This window comes from Streptomyces sp. NPDC093225, from assembly GCF_044753805.1.
Lineage (GTDB): Bacteria > Actinomycetota > Actinomycetes > Streptomycetales > Streptomycetaceae > Streptomyces.
This window is the reverse complement of the sequence record NZ_JBIVNX010000006.1, coordinates 79,706-103,888: the sequence shown is the minus strand read 5'-3', so window position 1 is coordinate 103,888 and position 24,183 is coordinate 79,706. Positions and strand designations below refer to the sequence as shown.

Genomic DNA, 24,183 nt, shown 5'->3' with positions numbered 1-24,183 from the left:
GGGGGTGCCCCTCCATGGGGGCACCCCCGTCGTGCTCAGCCGGACACCCCGGAGTCGTCGGCGGGGTTCTCCATGATCTTGGAGCGCAGGCAGCTCGACGCGACGCCGTTCTTGAACTTGCACATTTCGAAGAAGGCGTAGTACGGATACCGTCCGCCGTCCGCGTAGGTCGTCCACTGGCCGGACGCCGACCCGGGCTCCACGAACCGCCACCGGTAGAGGACGTGGCCGCTGCCGTACTCGACGCCGATGCGGATGCCGAGCGTGTAGCCGTCCGTCAGTTTGTCCTCGAGGTGGATGGCAATCGGGTCGATCTTGTAGGGGTGGACCGTCCAGCCCATCTGGACGCGGGCGTAGCCCCAGGACCTGTCGAGGTCCGCCCGGGTGGCCGCGACGCTCCCGGCGGCCGTCGACGGAGTGGCGAGACCCATGACCGCCGCGAATGCCGCTGTCGCCGCGATCAGAGTGCTCTTGAGACGCATGATGCCGCCCGTAATTCAGAGTGATGCCCGTTATGGCAGTCGAACAATAGCGCGGTAAGACGCCTGCCCGTGATCGCTAACCAGGCCTTTGGTGTGCACATTTGAGTCCCCGTCGGCTTCGTCTTCGGCCTTCCGGGGGCTTCTGGGCGGTAACCGGCGCGCAGCGTCGAACAAGCGTGTAGCTTGCCGGGGCAAAAGGGTAGGGGGCACCTGATGGGTGTAAGGGTCATGGTGGTCGACGAGCACCGGCTGCTCGCCGAGGCGCTCGCCTCCGCGCTGAAGCTGCGCGGGCACCGCGTGCTGGCCGCCGCCGCGCCGGCGGCCGGGGCCGCCGAACTCGTCATCAGCCGCGCCCCCGAGGTGTGCCTGCTGGGCACCGCCACGCCCGCGGAACCGGGTGTCTTCGATCCGGTGGTGCGCATCAAGCGGGAGCGCCCGCAGATCGCCGTCGTGGTCCTCGGCCCGGTGCCGAGCCCGCGCGGGATCGCGGCCGCCTTCGCCGCCGGCGCCTCGGGGTACGTACGCCAGGACGAGCGCATCGAGGGCGTCGAGCGCGCCCTCGCCAAGGCCCGGGCCGGCGAGGCCGCGGTGTCCCCGCAGCTCCTCCAGGGCGCCTTCGCGGAGCTCCTCAACCCCGCGGCGGCCCCCGACGACGAGGGCAGCCGGCTGCTGCAGCTGCTGACCCCGCGCGAGGTCGAGGTGCTCGTGCGGGTGGCCGAGGGCGAGGACACGCGGGTCATCGCCGCGGGCATGAGCATCGCGCCGAGCACCGCCCGCACGCACGTGCAGCGGGTGCTGATGAAGCTCGGGGTCGGCTCGCGGCTGGAGGCGGCCGCGCTGGCCGCCCGTACCGGGCTGCTGGACCGCGCCGGGACCGCGCCGCTGCCCCCGGCCCCCTCGATCCCGCTCCAGCCCGGTCCGCGCGAGTGAGCGGTCCCCGCACGTGAGCCCCCGCTCGTGGCCGGCCCGAAGGCCCGTCCCCCGCGGGTGACGTTCCCGTACCGGCGTTGACGGACACAGGCCCCGCACAGCCCGGTCTGGCATCGTGGCGCCGCGAGTTCCACCACACCCCCCCTGCGAGAGGCAGCGAGCAAAGTGAGCAAGTACCTGGTCACGGGCGGCGCCGGCTACGTCGGCAGCGTGGTCGCCGCGCACCTGCTGGAAGCCGGCCACGAGGTGGTCGTCCTGGACGACCTGTCCACCGGTTACCGTCGCGGAGTGCCCGCGGGCGCGGCGTACGTCGAGGGCCGGATCCAGGACGCCGGCCGCCACCTGGACGGCTCCTTCGACGCGGTCCTGCACTTCGCGGCCTCCTCGCAGGTCGGCGAGTCGGTGGCGAACCCCGGCAAGTACTGGGACAACAACGTCGGCGGCACCCTGGAGCTCCTGGGCGCCATGCGGGCGGCGGGCGTGCGGACGCTGGTGTTCTCCTCCACCGCCGCCACCTACGGGGAGCCCGCCGAAGGGCTGCTGACCGAGGCGTCGGTGACCTCGCCGACCAACCCCTACGGCGCCTCCAAGCTCGCCGTGGACCACATGATCGCCGGCGAGTGCGCCGCACACGGCCTGGCCGCCGTCTCGCTGCGCTACTTCAACGTGGCCGGCGCCTACGGGGAGTACGGCGAGCGCCACGACCCCGAGACCCACCTCATCCCGCTGATCCTCCAGGTGGCCCTCGGACAGCGCGCGTCGGTCTCGGTCTTCGGCGACGACTACCCCACCCCCGACGGCACCTGCGTACGCGACTACATCCACGTGGCCGACCTCGCCGAGGCCCACCTCTCCGCCCTGGAGGCGGCGACGGCGGGCGAGCACCTGGTGTGCAACCTCGGCAACGGCAGCGGCTACTCGGTCCGCGAGGTCATCGAGACCGTCCGCAAGGTCACCGGCCGGGACGTCCCCGAGGTCACCGCTCCGCGCCGGCCCGGCGACCCCGCGGTACTGGTCGCCTCGGCCGCCACGGCCCGCGAGCGGCTCGGGTGGACCCCGCGTCGCTCCGACCTCGCCGCCATCGTCACCGATGCCTGGGAGTTCGCCCTCCGCCGCGAGGCCGAACGCGCCGACGGCGCATAGGCGTCGCACCGGCCGGCGCACGGCCGTTGCGCCCGGCGCACGTTGCCGCGCCCCCGTGCGACCCCCCGGCAGGGAGTGACCGCGGGGGCGCTCGTCGTCGCAGGGTCCAGGCGCACGCGCCCGGTGGTGCGCCGGGGCCGCGCACCCTGCGCGGGCGCCCGTTGCGTACACGCCGCGTGATGCGACCCGCGTGCACCCATACACCGAACAGGGGGCGGTTTTCGGCCATGTCGGAGGTTTGCCGAACGTCCGGTTCCGCCCCCACTGGGCGAACTCCCCGTGCCGTCCTTCGGAGTTCCGTGTGAGCACCGACCAAAGAGACGGAGAAAACTTCCGGGATTCGGCCAACTCCGGGGCCCCGCCCCCGTACGCTGATGAGCGGCACCGGTGGGGGCCGGTGCTGATTCAGGGGTCGAGACAGTCGGGTACGACGTCCGGGCCGGGGTAGCAGTCCAGTTGCGGCGGCGGCCGTGACACCGGACTGCGGAACACCCAGCTCCGTTCCGGGCGTCGTACCCGCGCCGGTCCGTTCCCCGACCCTTGGGGGTGTCTGTGGTTCGTATCCGGGTCCTCGTGGTGGACGATCACCGCATCTTCGCCGAATCGCTGGCCGCGGCGCTCGCGGCCGAGCCCGACGTGGACGTGTCCGCGGCCGGCAGCGGTCCGGCCGCCTTGCGCTGTCTCGACCGCGCTGCGGCCGAGGGGCGCAGGTTCGACGTGCTGCTGGTGGACGCCGACCTCGGCGCCGCGGCCGGGTCCCCGCCCGGCGGCGGTGCGGCCGTCCGCGTCCCCGAGCCGAGCGGCGGGCCCTCGCCCGGCCCGCGCTGGGAGGGGCCGCCGGACGGCATCGCGCTGGTCGCGAGCGTGCGCGGTGCCCAGCCCGCGGTCCGTACGGTCGTCCTCGCCGAGCGCGACGACCCCCGCCGGGCGGCGCTGGCCCTGCAGGCCGGGGCCTCCGGCTGGGTGGCCAAGGACTGCTCGCTCTCCCGCCTGCTCGCCGTCATCCGCGGCGTGCTGCGGGAGGAGACGCACCTGCCGCCGGCGCTGCTCACCGGCGTCCTGCGGGAGCTGACGGCGGCCCGCAAGCACCGCACCGACAGCGAGCGCCTGGTGGAGTCCCTGACCCCGCGCGAGCACGAGGTGCTGCGGTGCATGGTGGCCGGGCTCAACCGCAAGGACGTGGCCGCGCGCCTCTTCCTCTCCCCGCACACCGTGCGCACGCACATGCAGAACGTGCTGGGGAAGCTGGGCGTGCACTCCACCCTCGCCGCCGTGGCGCTGGCCCGGCGGGCCGGCGTGCGGCCGGTGGAGCTACCCGGGGATGTTGTCGAACGGAGCGGTCAACTGGCGTAGCAGTCCCGCCAGTTCCGTGCGCCGCTCGCGCGGGAGCCGGGCCAGGATGGCCCGCTCCTGGGCGAGCAGGCCGGCCAGGGCCTGGTCGGCGCTTTCGCGACCCTCGGGGGTGAGGCGGACCAGGACGCCGCGCCGGTCGCTGGGGTCCGGGAGGCGCTCGACCAGGCCCTTCTTGGCGAGCCGGTCGATGCGGTTGGTCATCGTCCCGGAGGTGACCAGCGTCTGCGTCAGCAGCTGGCCGGGGGAGAGCTGGTAGGGGGCGCCGGCGCGGCGCAGCGACGTGAGGACGTCGAACTCCCAGGGCTCCAGGTTGTGCTCGGCGAACGCAAGGCGACGGGCCCGGTCGAGGTGGCGGGCGAGCCTGCTGACCCGACTGAGCACTTCGAGCGGTTCCACGTCGAGGTCAGGGCGCTCCCGACGCCATGCCGCGACCAATCGGTCGACCTCGTCCTCCATGCCGATCAGTGTAAGGGGTCTGTCGATGTGAAGTCTCTTGACGTCAAGATATATTTTCGACGACCATGGGGCATGGAGGGCCCGGAACAGCTTCCGCTTTAGCTCGCCCAGCCAGTAGGGAGGCTCGAACATGCATTCCGATACCGCGCCGTCCACGAGCTCCGCAGCGACCACCAGGGTCGCGGCCCCCGCGCCGCCCGTGTGGGACCCGCAGCAGTACCTGCGGCACGCGGACCACCGCACCCGGCCGTTCACCGACCTCCTCGCCCGGATACCGGAGCTCCCGGCCCCCGCCGACCGCCCGCTGCGCATCGCCGACCTCGGCTGCGGCCCCGGCAACGTCACCGTCCTCCTCGCCGACCGGTGGCCCGAGGCCCGCATCACCGGCTTCGACCTCTCGCCCGAGATGCTCGCCCGGGCCGACCAGGAGTACGCCGGCCCCACCAAGGGCGGCGGCACCCTCGACTTCCGCCGCGCGGACCTCGCCCGCTGGGTCCCCGACGAGCCGTACGACCTGATCGTCTCCAACGCGGCCCTCCAGTGGGTGCCCAGCCACCCCGGATCGTTCCCGGCCTGGGTCAACGCCCTGCCTCCCGGAGGCACGTTCGCCTTCCAGATCCCCGGCAACTTCACCTCCCCCAGCCACGCCCTGCTCGCCGCCCTGTGCGACACCCCGCGCTGGCGCGACCGGCTCGCCGGCCACGGCGCCCGCTACATCCACCTCCTCGAACCGGCCGAGTACCTCGCCCGCCTCACCGAACTCGGCTGCACCGCCGACGTCTGGGAGAGCACCTACTACCAGTTGCTCCAAGGACCCGACCCGGTCCTCGACTGGGTGAAGGGCACCGCCCTGCGCCCCGTCCTGACCGCCCTGCGGGACGACCCCGCCGCCACCGAGCACTTCCTCGGGCAGTACCGCGACCTACTGCGCAGCGCCTACCCGCCCGGCCCGCGCGGCACCGTCTTCCCGTTCCGGCGGATCTTCGCCGTCGCCCGCAAGGAGGCCTGAATGCTCGTCGCCGTCGACCACGTCCAGCTCGCGGCACCGCCGGGGTCCGAGGACCTGCTGCGCACCTACTACACCGAGGTGCTGGGCATGACCGAGGTCCCCAAACCCCCGGTGCTCGCAGCGCGCGGGGGGTGCTGGTTCGCGGCCGGCCCGGTGCAGCTGCACCTGGGCACCGAGGCGGACTTCCGTCCGGCACGCAAAGCCCACCCCGGTCTGAGAGTCCGGGAGATCGAGGCGTACGCCCGACGCCTGGAGGAGCGCGGGGCCAAGGTGGTCTGGGACGACGACCTCCCCGGCCACAAGCGCTTCTACTCCGAGGACCCGGTCGGCAACCGGCTGGAGTTCCTCGAACCGCTCGACTGACGGGCGGGCCCCTCGGGGCGGCCCGCCCATCACGGTCCGCAGGGCCGGGCACACGACGGCGCCCCGGCACCGGAACCCTCCGGTGCCGGGGCGCCGCCCCGCGTACGGGCCGCGCGGCCCGTACCCCACCCCTCAGATCAGGAAGCGGTACGCGCCCCAGCCGCCGCCCACCCGCGTGCGCGGCCCGAACGCGGCCGTCCCGCGGTGGCCGGTGGCCGCGTACCGCCACAGGACGCCCGCCCGGTCGCGCGCCACCAGGTCGGCCCGGCCGTCCCCGGTGAGGTCCCCGGGTCCGGCCAGCGCGTCGTACCCGCCCCAGCCGGAGCCCACCGGCACCCGCCCCGCGAACGGCGCGGCCGCCGAGCCGGTGCCCGCGTACAGGTACAGCCGGCCGGAGCGGTCCCGGGCCAGCAGGTCCGCCCGCCCGTCACCGGTGCAGTCGCCCGCCCCGGCCAGCGCGTCGTACCCGCCCCAGCCGCCGCCGACCCGGACCGGGGCGCCCAGCTTCGACGCGGAGGCCCCGTCGCCCGGGTACAGGAACAGCCGGCCGGCCGCGTCGACGCCGACCAGATCGCCCCGGCCGTCGCCGGTCAGGTCGCCCGGGCCGGCGGTCAACCGGTACGTCCAACCCTGCGAGGCCAGACCGTCGTCGACGTACAGCCGCGCGTCCTGCAGCAGGACCAGGCTGGCGCGGCGGCGGTCGTTCATCGCGGCGGCGTAGTACAGCCGCGTCCCGGCGGGCAGCGGCTGCGACCCCTCGTCGATCTCCCGGCGCGGGGTGAACCGCCCGTCGGCCAGGGACCGGTACGTGAACCGGCGGCCGTCGTGGGTGACGCCGAGCACCTGGTGCTTGCCGTAGTCGCGCACGCCCCCGCCGCCGGGCATCAGGTCCGCGTACTGCCAGTCCGCGCCGTAGCTCCCGCGCGGCCCGAACCGCCCTCCGCCGGTGGAGAGGTACCACCAGGTCCGGCCCGTGCCGTCGCGCGCCAGCAGGTCGGCGCGGCCGTCGCCGTCCAGGTCGTCCGCGCCGGCGATCTCGTTGTACGCGTTCCAGCCCGGCCCGACCTTCACCCGGGTCCCGAACGGCACGGTCGCCGAGCCCGTACCCCGGTAGAAGTACAGGTCGCCGGCCAGGGTGCGGGCCAGCAGGTCGCCGGTGCCGTCCCGGTCGAGGTCGCCGGCGCCGACCAGCTGGTCGTACGCGCCCCAGCCGCCGCCGACCCGGATCCGGCGGTCGAACGGGTCGGAGTCGACGCGCCCGTTGCTCCGGTACAGGAAGAGGTCGCCGGCCGGGGTCCGGCCGAGCAGGTCGGGGCGGCCGTCCCGGGTCAGGTCACCGGGGGAGAGCACCTTGTTGTACGCCTGCCAGCCGGTGCCGGACCAGCGGCGGCCGCCGGTCGACCGGCCGCCCGCGCGGACGCTCACCAGGGACAGCCGGCCGGTGACCGACAGGGTCAGCAGCTCGGGCCGCCCGTCGCCGCCCAGGTCGCCGACGGGCACCAGGTCCTTGAAGACCTCGGCGGCCGGGTCCCCGGGGTCGCTCCCGGCGACCCGGAGCTCGACCCGCCCGCCCCCACGGGACGGGAACCACTGCACGTGCTCGTCGACGCCGCGGTACAGGACGTCGCCGAGCCCGTCGCCGTCGTAGTCGTGCAGGGGGCGGGCGGCGCGGGTGGCGTACGGGGCCGGGGCCGTGCGCGGGGCCGCCGCGGTCGGCCGCGGCGCGCTCCCGGTGGGGCCGGCGGAAGCTGCGGTGGCGGAGGACGGGGCGGCGGCCGAGGCCGCGGCGGCGGGAGCCGGGGCCGGCACCGGCGGCCCGGCGGCGCCGGCCGGCGCACTGCCGAGCAGGGTGCCCGCGGACAGGGCGAGGGCGGTGCAGGTGGCGAGGCGGGCCAGCCGCGTGGGGCGCGTGAAGGACAAGGGTCCCCCCTGGGACGGAACGGCCCGGACCGGGACGCGGCCCGACCGGGAGACGGTCGTCGGGCCGGGCCCGCGGGCCCGGCCGTCCGGACGGTGCGTCCGGCCGGTCGGCCCCGCGCGGTACGCGGCCTAGTACACGCCGGTGTACACGTTCCAGCCGCCGCCGACCAGGGCGCGCGGCGCGAAGGTGGCCGTACCGGTGTGGCCGGTGGCCGGGTAGCGCCACAGGCGGCCGGAGCCGTCGCGGGCCACCAGGTCGGCGCGACCGTCGCCGGTCAGGTCGCCGGGCGAGGCGAGCTGGCCGTAGGCGCTCCAGCCCGTGCCGATCGTGCTGCGCTTGGCGAACGGCACGGCGGCCGAGCCGGTGCCCCGGAACAGGTACAGCGTGCCGCCCTTGCGCGCGACCAGGTCGGCGCGCCCGTCGCCGGTGACGTCACCGCCGCCGACCAGCGCGTCGTAGGCGTCCCAGCCGTTGCCGACCTTCACGGGGGCCTTGAAGACATCACGGGAGCCGGTCCCCGGGTGCAGCCAGAGCCGGCCCGCGGAGTCACGGCTGAGCAGGTCGCCGCGGCCGTCGCCGGTCAGGTCGCCGGGGCCGGACACGAGCCGGGTGCCGGCGGGCAGCCCGGTCGTCGGCCGGGCGGTGCTCGGGTACGGGATGGAGACGGTGCCGTCCGCCTTGGTCTCCAGCGGGGTGCCCCAGTTGAACGCGTCCAGCCCGGCCGCGTAGGTCAGCTTCGAGGAGGCGGCCAGGGGCGCGTACCGGGTCGCGTCCTTCGGGAAGAAGGCACCGTTGGTCTTGCCGACGTACTCGTACAGCTTCCCGTCGGTGCCCCGGGCCTGGATGCTGTGCTTGCCGAGGTTCGGGGTGATGCCGGAGCCGAAGAAGAACTCCGCACCCTCCCAGCCGGTGGCGGCCTCCCGGCGCGGGGCGAACCGGCCGCCGCCGGTGGACAGGTACCAGTAGACCTTGCCGTTGAAGGCGCGGGCCAGCATGTCGGCCCGGCCGTCGCCGTCGACGTCGTCGACCGCGGTGAGCTGGTTGTACGCGTTCCAGCCGGGCCCCACCCTGGTCCGGGCCCGGAACGGCGTCGCCGCCGAGCCGGTGCCCTTGTAGACGAACAGGTTGCCGGCGAGGGTGCGGGCCACCAGGTCCGCGACGCCGTCGCCGTCCAGGTCGCCGGTGCCGACCAGCTGGTCGTACGCGTCCCAGCCGTTGCCCACCTTGGTCCGGGTGGCGAAGGGCTGGCCGGTCAGCCTGCCGGTGCCCTTGTACAGCCACATCTCGCCCGACGGGGTGCGGGCGAGCAGGTCGGGGTGGCCGTCGCGGTTGAGGTCGCCCGCGCCGACGACGCGGTTGTAGACCTGCCAGCCGTACCCCGACCAGGTGGGCGCGCCCGCGCCCTTCGTGGTCGTCGGGTGCAGCGAGAGGCGGCCGTCGAAGGACAGCGTCAGCAGCTCGGGCCGCGAGGAGCCGCCCACGTTGCCGACCGCGATGACGTCCCGCACGGTCTCCAGCGTGTCGTGGTGGATCGTGAAGTCCGTGGGCCGGCTGCTGCCGTCACCGGTGAGGTACGTGCCGCAGAAGCCGTGGACCCCGCGCCAGACCCAGTCCCCCCAGCCGTCCCCGTCCAGGTCGAGGCGCGGCTTGGCCCGGGTGCCGGCGTAGGTGGTGACCGACCGCCCTGCGGCGCGCGGCAGTTCGAAGGCCGGCCGGTGGCCGGCGGCGGCGGACGGCGCGGGCCGGCCGTCGGCGGCCGTGGCCGGGGTGGCCGACAGCAGGGTGCCGGCGGCGAGGGCGAGCGCCGTGCAGGCCGCGATTCTGGCCGGGCGGGTGGAACGGACGAGCGACACGGGTCCCCCCAGGGACGAGAAGTGGTCGGAAGAAGTGGTCGGTGTGGGTGTGCCGGCTAGTACAGGCCGGTGTAGGCGTTCCAGCCGCCGCCGATCAGGGCGCGGGCCGCGAACGTGGCCGTACCGCCCCTGCCGGTGGCCGAGTAGCGGTAGAGGGAGCCGGCGGCGTCGCGGGCCACGAGGTCGGTGCGGCCGTCGCCGTCGAGGTCGCCGGGCGAGGCGAGCTGCGTGTAGCCGCTCCAGCCCGTGCCGATCGTCGTACGGCCGCCGAACGGGACCGTGGCCGAGCCGGTGCCCGGGAACAGGTACAGCGTGCCGCCCGAGCGCGCGATCAGGTCGGGCCGCCCGTCACCGGTGACGTCGCCCGCGCCCACCAGCGCGTCGTACGCGTCCCAGCCGCCGCCGACCCGCTGCTTCTCCTTGAACGCGGTGCCCGAGCCGTCCCCCGGGTGCAGCCACAGCGCGCCGAAGCCGTCGCGGCTGAGCAGGTCGCCGCGGCCGTCGCCGGTGAGGTCGCCGGGGCCGGCCACGACCTTGGTCATGTCCGGGATGCCGGCCGCCAGGCTGGTCCCGCCGTTGCGGTGGAACCACACGGTCGCGGCCCGGGTCTCCACCGGCGTGGCCCAGTTGATCTTGTCCAGGCCGGTCGCGGCCAGCAGCCGGGAGCCCGCCACGAAGGGGTACGGGGCCTTGGTCCGGCCGGCGAAGGTGCCGTCGGCGCGGACCAGGTACGTGTACGCCGTGCCGTCCGCGGCGCGCGCCAGCAGCGTGTGCCTGCCGTACCCGGGCGTGATGCCGGCGCCGACGACGAACTCGATGTCCTTCCAGCTCACCTCCCCGTCCAGGCGGGCCCCGAACTTCCCGCTGCCGGTGGACAGGTAGAGGTAGACGCGGCCCGCGTAGGTGCGGGCGAGCAGGTCGGTGCGGCCGTCGCCGTTCAGGTCGTCGGCGGCGATGATCTGGTTGTACGCGTTCCAGCCCGGGCCGACCTTCACCGGCCTCGCGAACGGCACGGTCGTCGAGCCGGTGCCCCGGTAGAAGTACAGGTCGCCGGTCGTCGTGCGGCCCAGCAGGTCGGCGATGCCGTCGCGGTCGAGGTCGCCGGAGCCCACGAGCTGGTCGTACTGGCCCCAGCCGGTGCCCACCCTGACGCGCGGGGCGAACGGCTGGCCGGTCAGCGTGCCGTTGCCCCTGTACAGGAACAGCTCGCCGCCCGGGGTCCGGGCCAGCAGGTCCGGACGGCCGTCCTTGGTGAGGTCGCCCGCGCCGATGACGCGGTTGTAGACCTGCCAGCCGTAGCCCGACCAGGTCGGGGCGCCGGCGCCCTTGGCCGTGGTGGGGTGCAGCGAGAGGCGGCCGTCGTAGGACAGGGTCAGCAGCTCGGGCGCGGCGGTGCCGCCCGCGTTGCCGACCTGGATGACGTCCTTGACCGTCTCCTGGGTGTCGCCGTGGATCGCGAACGGCTGCGAGCTGTCGCTCGTGGAGCCGGACAGCAGCACCTGGCTGGAGCCGTCGACGAAGCGCAGCAGCTGGTCGCCCTGGCCGTCCCGGTCCAGGTCCAGCCGCGGCTTGGCCGCCACCGTCGCGTACGGCACGGGCGTGCGGGCTCCGTCCGCGCCGAGGTGCGGTCGCGCCACGGCGTGGCCGGCGGGCCGGCCGGGGGTCCGGTCGACGGCCGCGGCCGGGCCGGCCGACAGCAGGGCGCCGACCGACAGGGCGAGGGCGGTGCAGGCCGCGAGGCGGGCCAGGTGCCGGGGGCGGGCGGCCCGCGGCGGACGGGGGTCGTACATGGGTCCCTCCAGGGACGGGGTTGGTGCGGGTGGTGCAGGGGTGAAGCGGGGGTGGGGGCAGCGGTGGGAGCGGGGGTGAAGGCAGCGGCGAAGGCAGCGGTGCCGACAGGGTGTCAGGCCGCGCGCCCGGCCGGAGTGTCCGGCCGGGCGCGTGTCGACGGGGGGTCAGGCCAGGTTCGCGTAGTCGCCCCAGCCGGTGGCGATGCGGACGCGCGGCGCGAAGGCCGCGGTCCCGCCCCGCCCGGTGGCCGCGTAGCGGTAGACGGCACCGGCGGGGTCCCGGGCGATCAGGTCGGCGCGGCCGTCGCCGTCCAGGTCGCCGGGCGCGGCGAGGTCGGCGTACCCCGACCAGCCGGGGCCGACCAGCACCCGCGCCCCGAACGGGGTGGCCGCCGAGCCGGTGCCCGGGAACAGGTACAGCCGTCCGGCGGTGTCGCGGGCGACCAGGTCGGTGCGGCCGTCGCCGCTGACGTCCCCGGCGCCGACCAGCCGGTCGTACGCCCCCCAGCCGGTGCCGACCCGCACGGGCGCGCCGGCCGCCAGGCCCCGCCCGTCGCCGGCGTGCAGCCACAGCGTCCCGGCGGAGTCGCGGGTCAGCAGGTCGCCCTTGCCGTCGCCGGTCAGGTCGCCGACGCCCAGCAGCAGCTTCGCGTCGGTCCAGGTGCCGGTGACCGGGGTGTCCGTCTCGTAGTTGTGCACGCCCGTCGAGCTCAGCTTCAGCAGCCGCGCGTCGTCGCCGACGTCCAGGCCGGCGGCGAAGACCGGGCGGCCCGACCAGGTGCCGTCGAACCCGGCCGGGCTGCGCGGGCGAAACGTTCCGTCGGCCAGTTCCAGGTACTCGTACAGCTTCTTGTCGGAGCCGAGCGCGAGCACGCTGTGCTTGCCGTAGTCCGGCACGCCGCCGTGCCCGACGACGAAGCGCAGCCCGTGGCCGCCGGTGCCGTACTTCGTACGCGCCGCGAACACCCCGCTGCCGGTGGAGCGGTAGAACCACAGCGTCCCGTCGAAGGCGCGCGCGACCAGGTCGGTGCGGCCGTCGCGGTCGACGTCGTCGGCGGCGACCAGCTGGTTGTACGCGTTCCAGCCCGGCCCGACCTTCACCCGGGCCCTGAACGGCGCGGTGGCCGAGCCGGTGCCCTTGTAGAAGAACAGGTCACCGGCGAGGCTCTTGGCGACCAGGTCGCCGATGCCGTCGCGGTCGAGGTCGCCCGCGCCGACCAGCTGGTCGTACGCGCCCCAGCTCGGGCCGACCCACACGCGCGCCCCGAACGGCTCGCCGGTCAGCGCCCCCGTGGACCGGTACAGGTACAGGTCACCGCCCGGTGTGCGGGCCAGCAGGTCGGGCCGGCCGTCGCGGGTCAGGTCGCCGGCCGCCAGGACCTTGTTGTACGCCTGCCAGCCCGTGCCGTACCAGAGGCGGCGGGTGGTGCCGTACGGGCCGTCGGCGCCGTACAGCGCCAGGGTGCCCCAGGCCGACAGGGTCAGCAGCTCGGGCGCCGCGCTGCCGCCCAGGTCGCCCGGTGCCAGGACGTCCTTGGACACCTCGGCCATGTCCGGGGCCTGAATGTTGAAGTCCACCGTCTCGTGCGTGCGCGACAGGGTGGCGGCCACCCGGCCGTCCACGTCGCGCACCAGGTCGTCCGGCAGGCCGTCGCCGTCGAGGTCGAGCCGCGGCCGGGCGCCCGCGGCGGCCGCGGCGGAGCCGGCGGGTGCGCTCGACCGGCCGGTCGCCCCCGCGGCCGGCCGCTTCGGCAGGCCGAGCCGCACCTCGGGCAGCCCGGAGCCGGCGGCGCCCGATGGGCCGGTGGCGGTGACGGCGGCCGGAGCGCCGGCGGCGGAAGCGGTGGTGGCGGACGCGGTGGTGGCGGGCAGCAGGGCGCCCGCCGACAGGGCCAGCGCGGTGCAGGCCGCCAGGCGGCCCACCCGCGCGGCAGCACGCACGGAGTGCCGCGAAAAGATCAAGGGTCCCCCCCCGGGACGTGGATCAGGTGTCCCGACGCTAACCCCGCCGCCCCGCGAAAAAGAAGCGGTTTCTCGTACAACCTTTTCGGCCCGTGCGGTCCGGTCCGAGCGGCGACGTCGCAGGTGGGGGGCGTGTCCGCCGCCGCCGACCCGCGCCGGGGAACGGGCCGGAACCACCCCCCGCCCCGAACGCGCGACGGGGCCCGGCACACAGCCGGACCCCGTCGTCGGTCAGTTCTTGCGGTGCCCCACCAGCCGAGGCTTCGCCTCCAGGCCGTCCAGCCCGTGCCAGGCCAGGTTCACCAGGTGCGCCGCCACCTCGGCCTTCTTCGGCCGCCGCGTCTCCAGCCACCACTGCCCGGTCAGCGCCACCATGCCCACCAGCGCCTGCGCGTACAGCGGCGCCAGCTTCGGGTCGAAGCCCCGCGCCTTGAACTCCAGACCCAGGATGTCCTCGACCTGCGTGGCGATGTCGCTGATCAGCGACGCGAACGTACCCGTCGACTGCGCCACCGGCGAGTCCCGCACCAGGATGCGGAAACCGTCCGTGTAGGCCTCGATGTAGTCGAGCAGCGCGAACGCGGCCTGCTCCAGCAGCTCCCGCGGGTGCCCGGCCGTCAGCGCCCCGGTCACCATGTCCAGCAGCTGGCGCATCTCCCGGTCCACCACGACCGCGTAGAGCCCCTCCTTGCCGCCGAAGTGCTCGTACACCACCGGCTTGGAGACCCCGGCCTTCGCCGCGATCTCCTCCACCGACGTGCCCTCGAAGCCCTTCTCCGCGAACAGGGCGCGACCGATGTCCAACAGCTGCTGCCGGCGCTCCGCGCCGGTCATCCGGACCCGTCGGCCACTGCGCCGCGGTTTGTCGCTGCTGGAGGAAGGGGAGGATGTACCGCCGTCGATCGCCACGTCCCCCATCATGCCGCGTTCGCGGTCCTGTCCCTGCGCCGGGAGTCGATCCGGGCCTCGGACGGCCACCGCACGTCGGAGGCCCACCCCGCCAGCTCGAACCAGCGGATCAGCCGCGCACTGGAGTCGACCTGGCCGCGCAGCACCCCGTGCCGGGCCGACGTCGGGTCCGCGTGGTGCAGGTTGTGCCACGACTCACCGCACGACAGCACCGCCAGCCACCACACGTTGCCGCTCATGTCCCGGGACCGGAACGGCCGCTTGCCCACCGCGTGGCAGATCGAGTTGATCGACCACGTCACGTGGTGCAGCAGCGCCACGCGCACCAGCGAACCCCAGAAGAACGCCGTGAACGCCCCCCACCACGACATCGTCACCAGACCGCCCACCAGCGGCGGGATCAGCAGCGACAGCACCGTCCAGAACGCGAAGTCCCGCGAGATCCGACGGATCACCGGGTCCTTGACCAGGTCCGGCGCGTACTTGTCCTGCGGCGTCTGCTCCTCGTCGAACATCCAGCCGATGTGCGCCCACCACAGGCCCTTCATCAGCGCCGGCACCGTGTCCCCGAACCGCCACGGCGAATGCGGGTCGCCCTCCGCGTCGGAGAACTTGTGGTGCTTGCGGTGGTCCGCCACCCACCGCACCAGCGGCCCCTCCACCGCCAGCGAGCCGGCGATCGCCAGGGCGATCCGCAGCGGCCGCTTCGCCTTGAACGAACCGTGCGTGAAGTACCGGTGAAAGCCGATCGTGATCCCGTGGCAGCCCAGGAAATACATGAAGACGAGCAGGCTCAGATCCAGCCAGCTCACCCCCCAGCCCCACACCAGCGGCACCGCCGCCAGCAGCGCCACGAACGGCACCACGATGAACAGCGCCAACGCCAGCTGCTCGACCGACCCCTTCTTCTCACCGCCGCGCGTGGCGGTGGAACCCGGCGGCCCGCCGGCCGCCCCGCGCGACTCTTCGATCACGTCCGGGCTGGTGGTCATGAGGCATCCCCTGAAGGGTGAGAAGTCGGTGGGTACCGGGTACGGACCTACGGCCCCGTAACCTACGGCAACGTAAGTATCCCAGCGCCGCAGCGCCCGGCAAGAGGGACACCCGGGTCCCGAACCGGCGCACGGGCGCACACCCCGCCGATGCTCGCCGCGCCGACACCCCAAACCTCCTCCGCCCCCCGCCACCACCCCCCGCGCCACCCCGCCCGACCCGCCCCAGCGGCACCCCCGTCCGGCCCGCCCCTGGCCGGAACCCACCCGGACACCATGGCCACCACGTGGACACCTTGACCGGGCCACCAGCGAAGACCCATATCCTGGGTCCCGTCGGACAGCGCGGTCCGCACGAGCAGCCCGGGAGCTGCGCACGCACCAGCGGTCACCGCCGCGCGCTCGCGCCCCGGAAACCTCACCTCCCAGTAGTAGCGCTCGAACACTGCAAGGAGCCGCACCTGTGAGCAGTGCTGACCAGACCACCACCGGCAACGCAGAGCTGCGCGCCGACATCCGCCGCCTCGGCGACCTCCTCGGCGAGACCCTCGTACGCCAAGAAGGCCAGGAACTCCTCGACCTCGTCGAACAGGTGCGCGCCCTCACCCGCACCGACGGCGAGGCCGCCGCCGCCCTCCTCGGCGAGACGGACCTCGACACCGCCGCCAAGCTGGTGCGCGCCTTCTCCACCTACTTCCACCTGGCCAACGTCACCGAACAGGTGCACCGCGGCCGGGAGCTGCGCACCCTGCGCGCCGCCGAGGGCGGCCTCCTCGCCCGCACCGCGGACATGCTCAAGGACGCCGACCCCGAGCACCTGCGCGAGACGGTCAAGAACCTCAACGTCCGCCCCGTCTTCACCGCACACCCCACCGAAGCCGCCCGGCGCAGCGTCCTCAACAAGCTCCGCCGCATCGCCGCGCTCCTCGAGGAGCCCGTCAGCGGCGCCGGCGACCGCCGCCGCCACGACCTGCGCCTCGCCGAGAACATCGACCTCGTCTGGCAGACCGACGAACTGCGCGTCGCCCGCCCCGAGCCCGCCGACGAGGCCCGCAACGCCATCTACTACCTCGACGAGCTGCACGCCGGAGCCGTCGGCGACGTCCTGGAGGACCTCGCCGCCGAGCTCCAGCGCGTCGGCGTCGACCTCCCCCCCGGCACCCGCCCCCTCACCTTCGGCACCTGGATCGGCGGCGACCGCGACGGCAACCCCAACGTCACCCCCGACGTCACCCGCGAAGTCCTGATCCTCCAGCACGAGCACGGCATCACCGACGCCCTCGAGCTCGTCGACTTCCTGCGCGGACTGCTCTCCAACTCCGTCCGCATCGCCGGCGCCAACGAGGAGCTCCTCTCCTCCCTCCAGGCCGACCTCGAACGCCTCCCCGAGATCAGCCCCCGCTACAAGCGCCTCAACGCCGAAGAGCCCTACCGCCTCAAGGCCACCTGCATCCGCCAGAAGCTCCTCAACACCCGCGAGCGACTGGCCAAGGGCACCCCCCACGAGGACGGCCGCGACTACCTCGGCACCGCCGAGCTCCTCGCCGACCTCACCCTCATCCAGACCTCCCTGCGCGAACACCGCGGCGCCCTCTTCGCCGACGGCCGCATGGACCGCACCATCCGCACCCTCGCGGCGTTCGGCCTCCAGCTCGCCACCATGGACGTGCGCGAACACGCCGACGCCCACCACCACGCCCTGGGCCAGCTCTTCGACCGCCTCGGCGAGGAGTCCTGGCGCTACGCCGACATGCCGCGCGACTACCGCCAGCGGCTCCTCGCCAAGGAGCTCCGCTCCCGCCGGCCGCTCGCACCCACCCCCGCCCCCCTCGACGAGGCGGGCCAGAAGACCCTCGGCGTGTTCTTCACCGTCAAGGACGCCTTCGAGAAGTTCGGCCCCGAGGTCATCGAGTCCTACATCATCTCGATGTGCCAGGGTGCCGACGACGTCTTCGCCGCCGCCGTCCTCGCCCGCGAGGCCGGCCTCATCGACCTCCACGCCGGCTGGGCCAAGATCGGCATCGTGCCCCTCCTGGAGACCACCGACGAGCTCCGCGCCGCCGACGTCATCCTCGGCGACATGCTCTCCGACCCCTCCTACCGCCGCCTCGTCGCCCTCCGCGGCGACGTCCAGGAGGTCATGCTCGGCTACTCCGACTCCTCCAAGTTCGGCGGCATCACCACCAGCCAGTGGGAGATCCACCGCGCCCAGCGCCGCCTGCGCGACGTCGCCCACCGGCACGGCGTCCGCCTGCGCCTCTTCCACGGCCGCGGCGGCACCGTCGGCCGCGGCGGCGGCCCCTCCCACGACGCGATCCTCGCCCAGCCCTGGGGCACCCTCGAAGGCGAGATCAAGGTCACCGAGCAGGGCGAGGTCATCTCCGACAAGTACCTCGTACCGTCCCTGGCCCGCGAGAACCTCGAACTGACCGTCGCGGCCACCCTGCAGGCCTCCGCCCTGCACACCTCACCGCGCCAGTCCAGCGAGGACCTCGCCCGCTGGGACGCCGCCATGGACACCGTCTCCGACGCCGCCCACGCCGCCTACCGGCGCCTCGTCGAGGACCCCGACCTGCCGGCGTACTTCTTCGCCGCCACCCCCGTCGACCAGCTCGCCGACCTCCACCTCGGCTCCCGGCCCTCCCGCCGCCCCGACTCCGGAGCCGGCCTCGACGGACTGCGCGCCATCCCGTGGGTCTTCGGCTGGACCCAGTCCCGCCAGATCGTCCCCGGCTGGTACGGCGTCGGCTCCGGCCTCAAGGCCCTGCGCGAGGCCGGCCTCGACAGCGAACTGGAGGAGATGACCACCCGCTGGCACTTCTTCCGCAACTTCCTGTCCAACGTCGAGATGACCCTCGCCAAGACCGACCTGCGGATCGCCCAGCACTACGTCGACACGCTCGTCCCCGAGCACCTGCGCCACGTCTTCGAGCTCATCAAGGCCGAGCACGACCTCACCGTCGCCGAAGTCCTGAAGATCACCGGCGGCGAGAAGCTCCTCGACGCCCAGCCCGTCCTCCAGCAGACCTTCGCCGTCCGCGACGCCTACCTGGACCCCATCTCCTACCTCCAGGTCTCGCTCCTGGCCCGCCAGCGCGCCGCCGCGGCCGCCGGCGAACCCGCCGACCCGCTCCTGGGTCGCGCCCTGCTCCTCACCGTCAACGGCGTCGCCGCGGGCCTCCGCAACACCGGCTGACCCGGACGGTCGAACGAACGGCCGGTCTCCGCGCCCGTCACACGATGTGATGACGGACGCGGACACCGGCCGCTACCGTTGGTTCCCAAGACCGGAATGCCGTCCATGGGAGCAACCATGACCGCCGAGCCTGGACACGACTGGTCGCGGCCCCCGCTGGACGGGTACACCGTGGACGATCTGCTGACGCTGCCGGACCTCCCGCGCCACACCGAGCTGATCGACGGGAGCCTGGTCTTCGTGAGTCCACAGCGGTTCATCCACGCGGACCTGATCGACTTCCTCGTAGCCCGGCTACGCAGGAGCGCCCCCCGGCACACGAGGGTCGCGCGGGAGATGACCGTGGTGATCGACAAACGCAACGGACCCGAGCCGGACATCTCGGTCGTACGCCGAGAGGCCTGCACCAGCCCCATGCAGACCCATTTCTACGCGGCTGACGTCCTGCTCGCCGTCGAGGTGGTCTCGCCCGAGTCCGAAGCCCGGGACACCCAGACCAAGCTGCACAAGTACGCAGCCGCCGGCATCCCGAACTACTGGATCGTCAAGATCGAGGGCGACAGCGCGATCGAACCGGTCGTGTACGTCTACGAAATGGACCCCCACACGCGCGCCTACGTGTGCCAGGGGATCCACACCAAGCCGTTCAGCATCGACCGGCCCTTCGCCGCCGACATCGACTTCGAAGGGCTCGACGAGCTGTAGCGGCCGTCAGGAGTTGTACGACGACTGCGCCCGCTCCAGACCCTCCAGCACCAGGCACTCCACCGCGTCCGCCGCCCGGTCCACGAACCAGTCCAGGTCCTTGCGCTCCGTCGACGAGAAGTCCTTCAGCACGAAGTCCGCCACCTGCATCCGGCCCGGCGGACGCCCGATGCCGCACCGCACCCGGTGGTACTCCGCCCCGAACGCCTTCGTCATCGACTTCAGACCGTTGTGCCCGTTGTCCCCGCCACCGATCTTCACCCGCAGCGTGGCGTAGTCGATGTCCAGCTCGTCGTGCACCGCGACGATCCGCTCCACCGGCACCTTGTAGAAGTCCTTCAACGCGTTCACCGGCCCGCCCGACAGGTTCATGAACGACTGCGGCTTGGCCAGCACGATCCGCCGGTTCGCCGGACCGGGCGGACCGATCCGCCCCTCCAGCACCTGCGCCCGCGCCTTGTGCGCCTTGAACTTGCCACCGATCCGCTCGGCCAGCAGGTCCGCCACCATGAAACCGATGTTGTGGCGGTTGCCGGCGTATTCGCCGCCCGGGTTCCCCAGCCCGACCACCAGCCAGGGGCTCGACTCGTCCGACATTCCTGCTCGCTCCTCACATGGGACGACCGCCGTCCCGCTCCAGTGGAGCGGGACGGCGGTCGGTCGGCAACGTGACGGGAGGCCGGAGCCTCCCGGTCAGCGGGGCGACGCGGAGGCTCAGGCCTCCGCGCCCTCCTCGACACCCTCGGCGGCCGGCTCCTCGGCCTGGGCGGCCAGGACCTGCAGGACGACGGCGTCGGCCTCGGTCACCAGGGAGGTGCCCTTCGGCAGGGCGAGGTCCTTGGCGAGGACGGAGGCGCCGGCCTCCAGGCCCTCGACGGAGACCGTCAGGGCCTCGGGCAGGTGGGTGGCCTCGGCCTCGACCGAAACGGTGGCCAGGACGTGCTCCAGCAGGTTGCCGCCGGCGGCCAGCTCGCCCTCGGTCTGGACCGGGACCTCGACCGTGACCTTCTCGCCCTTCTTGACGGCGAGGAAGTCGACGTGGTCGACGGTGCGCTTCAGCGGGTCCTTCTGGACGGCCTTCGGGATGACCAGCTCGGTGCCGTCGCCCGCGATGTCCAGGGAGATCAGGACGTTCGGGGTCTTCAGCGCCATGGTCAGGGCGTGGCCCTCGACGGACACGTGCTTCGGGGCCTCGCCGTGGCCGTAGATGACCGCGGGGATCTGCTTGTTGCGGCGGGTGGCGCGGGCGGCACCCTTGCCGAAGACGGTGCGGAGCTCGGCGGAGAGCTTGACCTCGGACATGTTCACTCCTCGTGGGGTGACGGAAACGGACGACGGTCACCCGGCCAGTACTACGGCCTGCTACGAAGAGCGCGTCGATAACGGAGCGCCGGCACCCTCGAAAACAAAAGGTGCGGCCTCCCTCGCCGAGCAACTCGCAGAGTCTACCCGGCGGGGAGGCCGCACCTCAAAAGGATCTATCCGGAGACGATCCGCAGAACGCCTACTGCTGCTCCTCGAACAGGCTCGTCACCGAGCCGTCCTCGAAGACCTCGCGCACGGCGCGGGCGATCGTCGGGGCGATCGACAGCACCGTGATCTTGTCGAGCTCGAGGTCCGACGGGTCCGGCAGCGTGTTCGTGAACACGAACTCGCTCACCTTCGAGTTCTTCAGACGGTCCGCGGCCGGGCCCGACAGGATGCCGTGCGTCGCCGTCACGATGACGTCCTCGGCGCCGTGCGCGAACAGCGCCTCGGCCGCCGCGCAGATCGTGCCACCGGTGTCGATCATGTCGTCCACCAGGACGCAGATCCGACCCTTCACGTCACCCACGACCTCGTGGACGGTCACCTGGTTGGCGACGTCCTTGTCGCGACGCTTGTGCACGATCGCCAGCGGCGCGTCCAGCCGGTCGCACCAGCGGTCCGCCACCCGCACGCGGCCGGCGTCCGGGGACACCACCGTGAGCTTCGTGCGGTCCACCTTCGCGCCCACGTAGTCCGCCAGCACCGGCAGCGCCGACAGGTGGTCCACCGGACCGTCGAAGAAGCCCTGGATCTGGTCCGTGTGCAGGTCCACCGTCAGGATCCGGTCCGCACCCGCCGTCTTCAGCAGGTCGGCCACCAGACGCGCCGAGATCGGCTCGCGGCCCTTGTGCTTCTTGTCCTGACGGGCGTACCCGTAGGACGGGATGATCACGGTGATCGAACGGGCCGACGCGCGCTTCAGCGCATCGATCATGATCAGCTGCTCCATGATCCACTTGTTGATCGGAGCCGTGTGGCTCTGGATCAGGAAGCAGTCCGCGCCGCGCGCCGACTCCTGGAAGCGGACGTAGATCTCACCGTTCGCGAAGTCGAAAGCCTTGGTCGGCACCAGGTTGACACCCAGCTGGTGCGCGACCTCCTCGGCCAGCTCGGGGTGGGCGCGGCCGGAGAAGAGCATCAGCTTCTTCTCGCCGGTCGTCTTGATCCCGGTCACAGCACTGTCTCCTCAGACGTGTTGAAGCTGCTCGCCCCCGCGCGCGTCCGTCCCGCGCACGGCAAGCCAGCCGAATTGCGTGCACCTATCACGGTACGCCGACTCCGGCGTACCTGTTTCCGGACAGCCTGTCCTCAGGCCCCGTCCACGCCCTCCTCGGACGCCGACTGGGCCGCCTGCGCGGCCGCACTGCCCGGACGCTTACGAGCCACCCAGCCCTCGATATTCCGCTGCTGGCCGCGTGCCACGGCCAGTGCGCCGGGCGGCACATCCTTGGTGATGACCGATCCGGCCGCCGTGTAGGCGCCGTCCCCGATCGTGACCGGAGCCACAAACATGTTGTCCGAACCCGTCCGGCAGTGAGAGCCCACCGTGGTGTGGTGCTTGCTCTCGCCGTCGTAGTTCACGAACACGCTCGCCGCGCCGATGTTGCTGTACTCGCCGATCGTCGCGTCACCCACGTACGACAGGTGCGGGACCTTCGTCCCCTCGCCGATCTGCGCGTTCTTCATCTCCACGTACGCGCCGGCCTTCGACTTCACACCCAGGTCCGTACCCGGACGCAGGTACGCGAACGGGCCCACCGTCGCCTTCGCGCCGATCACCGCACCGTCCGCCACCGTGTTGTCCACCCGCGCGCCCGCGCCGACCGTCGTGTCCTTCAGGCGCGTGTTCGGGCCCACCTCGGCGCCCTCCGCGACGTGCGTCGCACCCAGCAGCTGCGTACCCGGGTGCACCAGCGCGTCCTGGCCGAAAGTCACCGTCACGTCGACCAGCGTGCTCACCGGGTCCACGATCGTCACGCCCGCGAGCATCGCCCGCTCCAGCAGGCGCGCGTTCAGCAGCGCACGGGCCTCCGCGAGCTGCACGCGGTTGTTGATGCCCAGGATCTCGCGGTGGTCCCCACCGACCGAGGCGCCCACCCGGTGACCGGCCGCGCGCAGGATGCCCAGCACGTCGGTCAGGTACTCCTCGCCCTGGCTGTTGTCGGTACGGACCTGGCTCAGGGCCGAGGTGAGCAGCTTGCCGTCGAACGCGAACACGCCGGAGTTGATCTCCCGGATCGCGCGCTGCTCGTCGGTGGCGTCCTTGTGCTCCACGATCGCCGTCACGGCGCCGGTCGTGTCGCGCACGATGCGGCCGTAACCGGTGGAGTCCGGCACCTCGGCCGTGAGCACGGTCACCGCGTTGCCGTCGGCGGTGTGGGTCTCGGTGAGCGCCCGCAGCGTCTCGCCGGTCAGCAGTGGCGTGTCCCCGCAGACGACGACGACCGTGCCGTCGACGGTGCCGCCGAGCTCCTCCAGGGCCATGCGCACGGCGTGGCCGGTGCCGTTCTGCTCGCGCTGCACGGCGGTCCGGGTGCCGGGGTACGCCCCTTCGAGGTGGGCCGTGACCTGCTCGCGGGCGTGGCCCACGACCACGACGAGGTGCTGCGGGTCCAGCTCCCGGGCCGCCGACACGACGTGACCGACGAGCGTGCGCCCGCAGATCTCGTGCAGAACCTTGGGAGTGGCCGACTTCATGCGGGTGCCCTCACCCGCTGCGAGGACGACGACGGCTGCCGGGCGATTGGCGCTCACGGGTGTGCCCTTCGGCTTTTCGGGGGTGGACCACCAGAGGATACCGGGGTGCCACCTCCCCGTAACGAGCGCGGGTCCCGACCGGTAGGTCAGGACCCGAACTTAGGTTGCTCCCGGGGGAGGACTCGAACCCCCATAAGTGACACCAAAAGACACCGTCTTGCCCTTAGACGACCCGGGATGGCTGCTATGTCCGTTTCCGTTGATCGGCTTCGGATGCAGCCCCTACTATGCCGCACCATGCACCTTCGATGCGACGGTACAAGTCGCATCCGGATGACACTCGAACGACCAGGCAGCCTCGATAGGCGTCACCGGTGTTCTTCCGGACGGTCTTCGGGTTGTGCCTCTTGAGCGTGGTCTTCTGCAGCTCGGCGGGCTCGATGCCGACGAAGTCCGCCCAGAACCGCTCCGCCCCGGCCACGTCGGCCGATTCGTGGATCATCACGCGGAAGGCCAGTCGCTCCGGGGCGATCTCCAGAAGCTTCAGCCACGCCAGGTAGACCTGGATGACGTCCGGGTCGCTGTTGATGAAGGTCACGGCTTCGCGGCGCTGGTACGGCTTGCTCTTGCTTCCCTCGGCCCAGTAGAGGGCGACCCCGGCGATGTACAGCTCGCGGTCGCTCAGGGTGCCCACGGCGTCCCGGGCCGCCGTCACGGCTGCTTGTCGCGCAGCCTCCCTCATCGGTCCCTCATGGGCCCACCGTTTGCGTGCGGCGTCCCGGCCCTGTTCCTCCGGCGTGCGGTGATCCACCTTCGGCAGGTCCCGGACCCACAAGGAGATGGAGCTCTTCGAACAGCCCAGTTCGAGCTGGATCCGGTCGTAGGTCATGCCCTGGAGGCGGAGCTCGCGCGCGCGGGCGCGGAGGTCGTCCCTGGCGTTGGGGCGCTTGGTCCATTCCGGGGCGGGTTCTCCTCGCACGAGCCTGTGCAGAAGGTCGTGGTTGTGGACACCCAGGCGGTCCCGGATCTGGCGGAGCGAGAGGCCCTCGCGGCGGAGGGCGACGGCTTGGGCGCGGAGGCCTTCGAAGTCGGCGTACTTGCTGGGCATGGAGTC

20 protein-coding genes and 1 tRNA gene are annotated in these 24,183 nt (G+C 73.0%); 7 read left to right on the top strand and 14 right to left on the bottom strand.

All coding sequences use genetic code 11. The features are described from left to right. Positions 1-35 precede the first annotated feature (35 nt). Entirely contained in the window at positions 36-482 is a 447-nt protein-coding gene (locus ACIQCH_RS08490) for a hypothetical protein (RefSeq protein ID WP_402579316.1), read from the bottom strand. Between the two features lie 213 nt (positions 483-695). Here ACIQCH_RS08490 and ACIQCH_RS08485 point away from each other — a divergent pair, with 213 nt between their 5' ends. The 3 genes from ACIQCH_RS08485 to ACIQCH_RS08475 all read left to right on the top strand — a co-directional run bounded on the left by ACIQCH_RS08485 (position 696) and on the right by ACIQCH_RS08475 (position 3,908). Next, positions 696-1,412 carry a response regulator transcription factor gene (locus tag ACIQCH_RS08485; RefSeq protein WP_402579314.1) on the top strand — a complete coding sequence of 239 codons (717 nt, stop codon included), beginning with the start codon at positions 696-698 and terminating at the stop codon, positions 1,410-1,412. Positions 1,413-1,577: 165 nt separating this feature from the next. After that, a complete protein-coding gene (gene galE, locus ACIQCH_RS08480) occupies positions 1,578-2,555 on the top strand; it encodes a UDP-glucose 4-epimerase GalE (protein WP_402579312.1) in 978 nt (325 codons plus the stop codon). A 552-nt stretch (positions 2,556-3,107) separates the two neighbouring features. Continuing rightward, complete coding sequence (locus tag ACIQCH_RS08475) at positions 3,108-3,908, top strand: LuxR C-terminal-related transcriptional regulator (protein ID WP_402579310.1); 801 nt, start codon at positions 3,108-3,110, stop codon at positions 3,906-3,908. Here ACIQCH_RS08475 and ACIQCH_RS08470 read toward each other — a convergent pair. Further along, positions 3,867-4,364, bottom strand: coding sequence for a MarR family winged helix-turn-helix transcriptional regulator (locus ACIQCH_RS08470; RefSeq protein ID WP_030193845.1), 498 nt, complete (start codon positions 4,362-4,364; stop codon positions 3,867-3,869). The two genes, ACIQCH_RS08475 and ACIQCH_RS08470, sit on opposite strands and share 42 nt — an antisense overlap. A 130-nt stretch (positions 4,365-4,494) precedes the next feature. On the opposite strand from ACIQCH_RS08470, the gene ACIQCH_RS08465 reads away from it, so the two are divergent. Further along, a complete protein-coding gene (locus ACIQCH_RS08465) occupies positions 4,495-5,373 on the top strand; it encodes a trans-aconitate 2-methyltransferase (RefSeq protein ID WP_402579308.1) in 879 nt (292 codons plus the stop codon). Further along, positions 5,374-5,736: a VOC family protein gene (locus tag ACIQCH_RS08460; RefSeq protein ID WP_402579306.1), complete on the top strand. Its 363-nt coding sequence runs from the start codon at positions 5,374-5,376 to the stop codon at positions 5,734-5,736. It begins immediately after the preceding gene. 132 nt (positions 5,737-5,868) lie between these two features. Here ACIQCH_RS08460 and ACIQCH_RS08455 read toward each other — a convergent pair whose 3' ends face one another. From ACIQCH_RS08455 to ACIQCH_RS08430, 6 genes are all read right to left on the bottom strand, one after another. Continuing rightward, positions 5,869-7,656 (bottom strand): FG-GAP repeat domain-containing protein, encoded by a 1,788-nt coding sequence (locus ACIQCH_RS08455; protein WP_402579304.1) that lies wholly within the window; start codon positions 7,654-7,656, stop codon positions 5,869-5,871. A gap of 129 nt (positions 7,657-7,785) precedes the next feature. Beyond that, positions 7,786-9,510: an FG-GAP repeat domain-containing protein gene (locus tag ACIQCH_RS08450; RefSeq protein ID WP_402579302.1), complete on the bottom strand. Its 1,725-nt coding sequence runs from the start codon at positions 9,508-9,510 to the stop codon at positions 7,786-7,788. Positions 9,511-9,566: 56 nt separating this feature from the next. Next, entirely contained in the window at positions 9,567-11,300 is a 1,734-nt protein-coding gene (locus ACIQCH_RS08445; protein WP_402579300.1) for an FG-GAP repeat domain-containing protein, read from the bottom strand. Between the two features lie 165 nt (positions 11,301-11,465). Beyond that, entirely contained in the window at positions 11,466-13,241 is a 1,776-nt protein-coding gene (locus ACIQCH_RS08440; RefSeq protein ID WP_402579298.1) for an FG-GAP repeat domain-containing protein, read from the bottom strand. Positions 13,242-13,493: 252 nt separating this feature from the next. Then, a complete protein-coding gene (locus tag ACIQCH_RS08435; RefSeq protein WP_402579296.1) occupies positions 13,494-14,183 on the bottom strand; it encodes a TetR family transcriptional regulator in 690 nt (229 codons plus the stop codon). After that, entirely contained in the window at positions 14,180-15,163 is a 984-nt protein-coding gene (locus tag ACIQCH_RS08430; RefSeq protein WP_402579294.1) for an acyl-CoA desaturase, read from the bottom strand. The genes ACIQCH_RS08435 and ACIQCH_RS08430 overlap by 4 nt, the downstream gene beginning before the upstream one ends. Positions 15,164-15,626: 463 nt before the next feature. Between ACIQCH_RS08430 and ppc the strand changes: the two genes are divergently transcribed. Continuing rightward, positions 15,627-18,359 (top strand): phosphoenolpyruvate carboxylase, encoded by a 2,733-nt coding sequence (ppc, locus tag ACIQCH_RS08425; RefSeq protein WP_402579292.1) that lies wholly within the window; start codon positions 15,627-15,629, stop codon positions 18,357-18,359. Positions 18,360-18,476: 117 nt separating this feature from the next. Further along, positions 18,477-19,064 (top strand): Uma2 family endonuclease, encoded by a 588-nt coding sequence (locus ACIQCH_RS08420; RefSeq protein WP_402579290.1) that lies wholly within the window; start codon positions 18,477-18,479, stop codon positions 19,062-19,064. 6 nt (positions 19,065-19,070) lie between these two features. Here the strand turns inward: ACIQCH_RS08420 and pth are convergent, their stop codons facing one another. From pth to ACIQCH_RS08390, 6 genes are all read right to left on the bottom strand, one after another. Then, positions 19,071-19,661, bottom strand: a complete 591-nt coding sequence (gene pth / locus ACIQCH_RS08415) for an aminoacyl-tRNA hydrolase (RefSeq protein WP_402579288.1) — start codon at positions 19,659-19,661, stop codon at positions 19,071-19,073. A 117-nt stretch (positions 19,662-19,778) separates the two neighbouring features. Further along, positions 19,779-20,366: a 50S ribosomal protein L25/general stress protein Ctc gene (locus tag ACIQCH_RS08410; RefSeq protein ID WP_402579286.1), complete on the bottom strand. Its 588-nt coding sequence runs from the start codon at positions 20,364-20,366 to the stop codon at positions 19,779-19,781. Positions 20,367-20,568: 202 nt separating this feature from the next. After that, a complete protein-coding gene (locus ACIQCH_RS08405) occupies positions 20,569-21,546 on the bottom strand; it encodes a ribose-phosphate diphosphokinase (protein ID WP_030193871.1) in 978 nt (325 codons plus the stop codon). Between the two features lie 134 nt (positions 21,547-21,680). Next, positions 21,681-23,126 carry a bifunctional UDP-N-acetylglucosamine diphosphorylase/glucosamine-1-phosphate N-acetyltransferase GlmU gene (glmU, locus tag ACIQCH_RS08400; RefSeq protein ID WP_402579284.1) on the bottom strand — a complete coding sequence of 482 codons (1,446 nt, stop codon included), beginning with the start codon at positions 23,124-23,126 and terminating at the stop codon, positions 21,681-21,683. Positions 23,127-23,236: 110 nt separating this feature from the next. Continuing rightward, a tRNA-Gln gene (locus ACIQCH_RS08395) sits at positions 23,237-23,307 on the bottom strand. 6 nt (positions 23,308-23,313) lie between these two features. After that, positions 23,314-24,177, bottom strand: a complete 864-nt coding sequence (locus ACIQCH_RS08390; RefSeq protein WP_402579282.1) for a hypothetical protein — start codon at positions 24,175-24,177, stop codon at positions 23,314-23,316. Between the last annotated feature and the right edge of the window lie 6 nt (positions 24,178-24,183).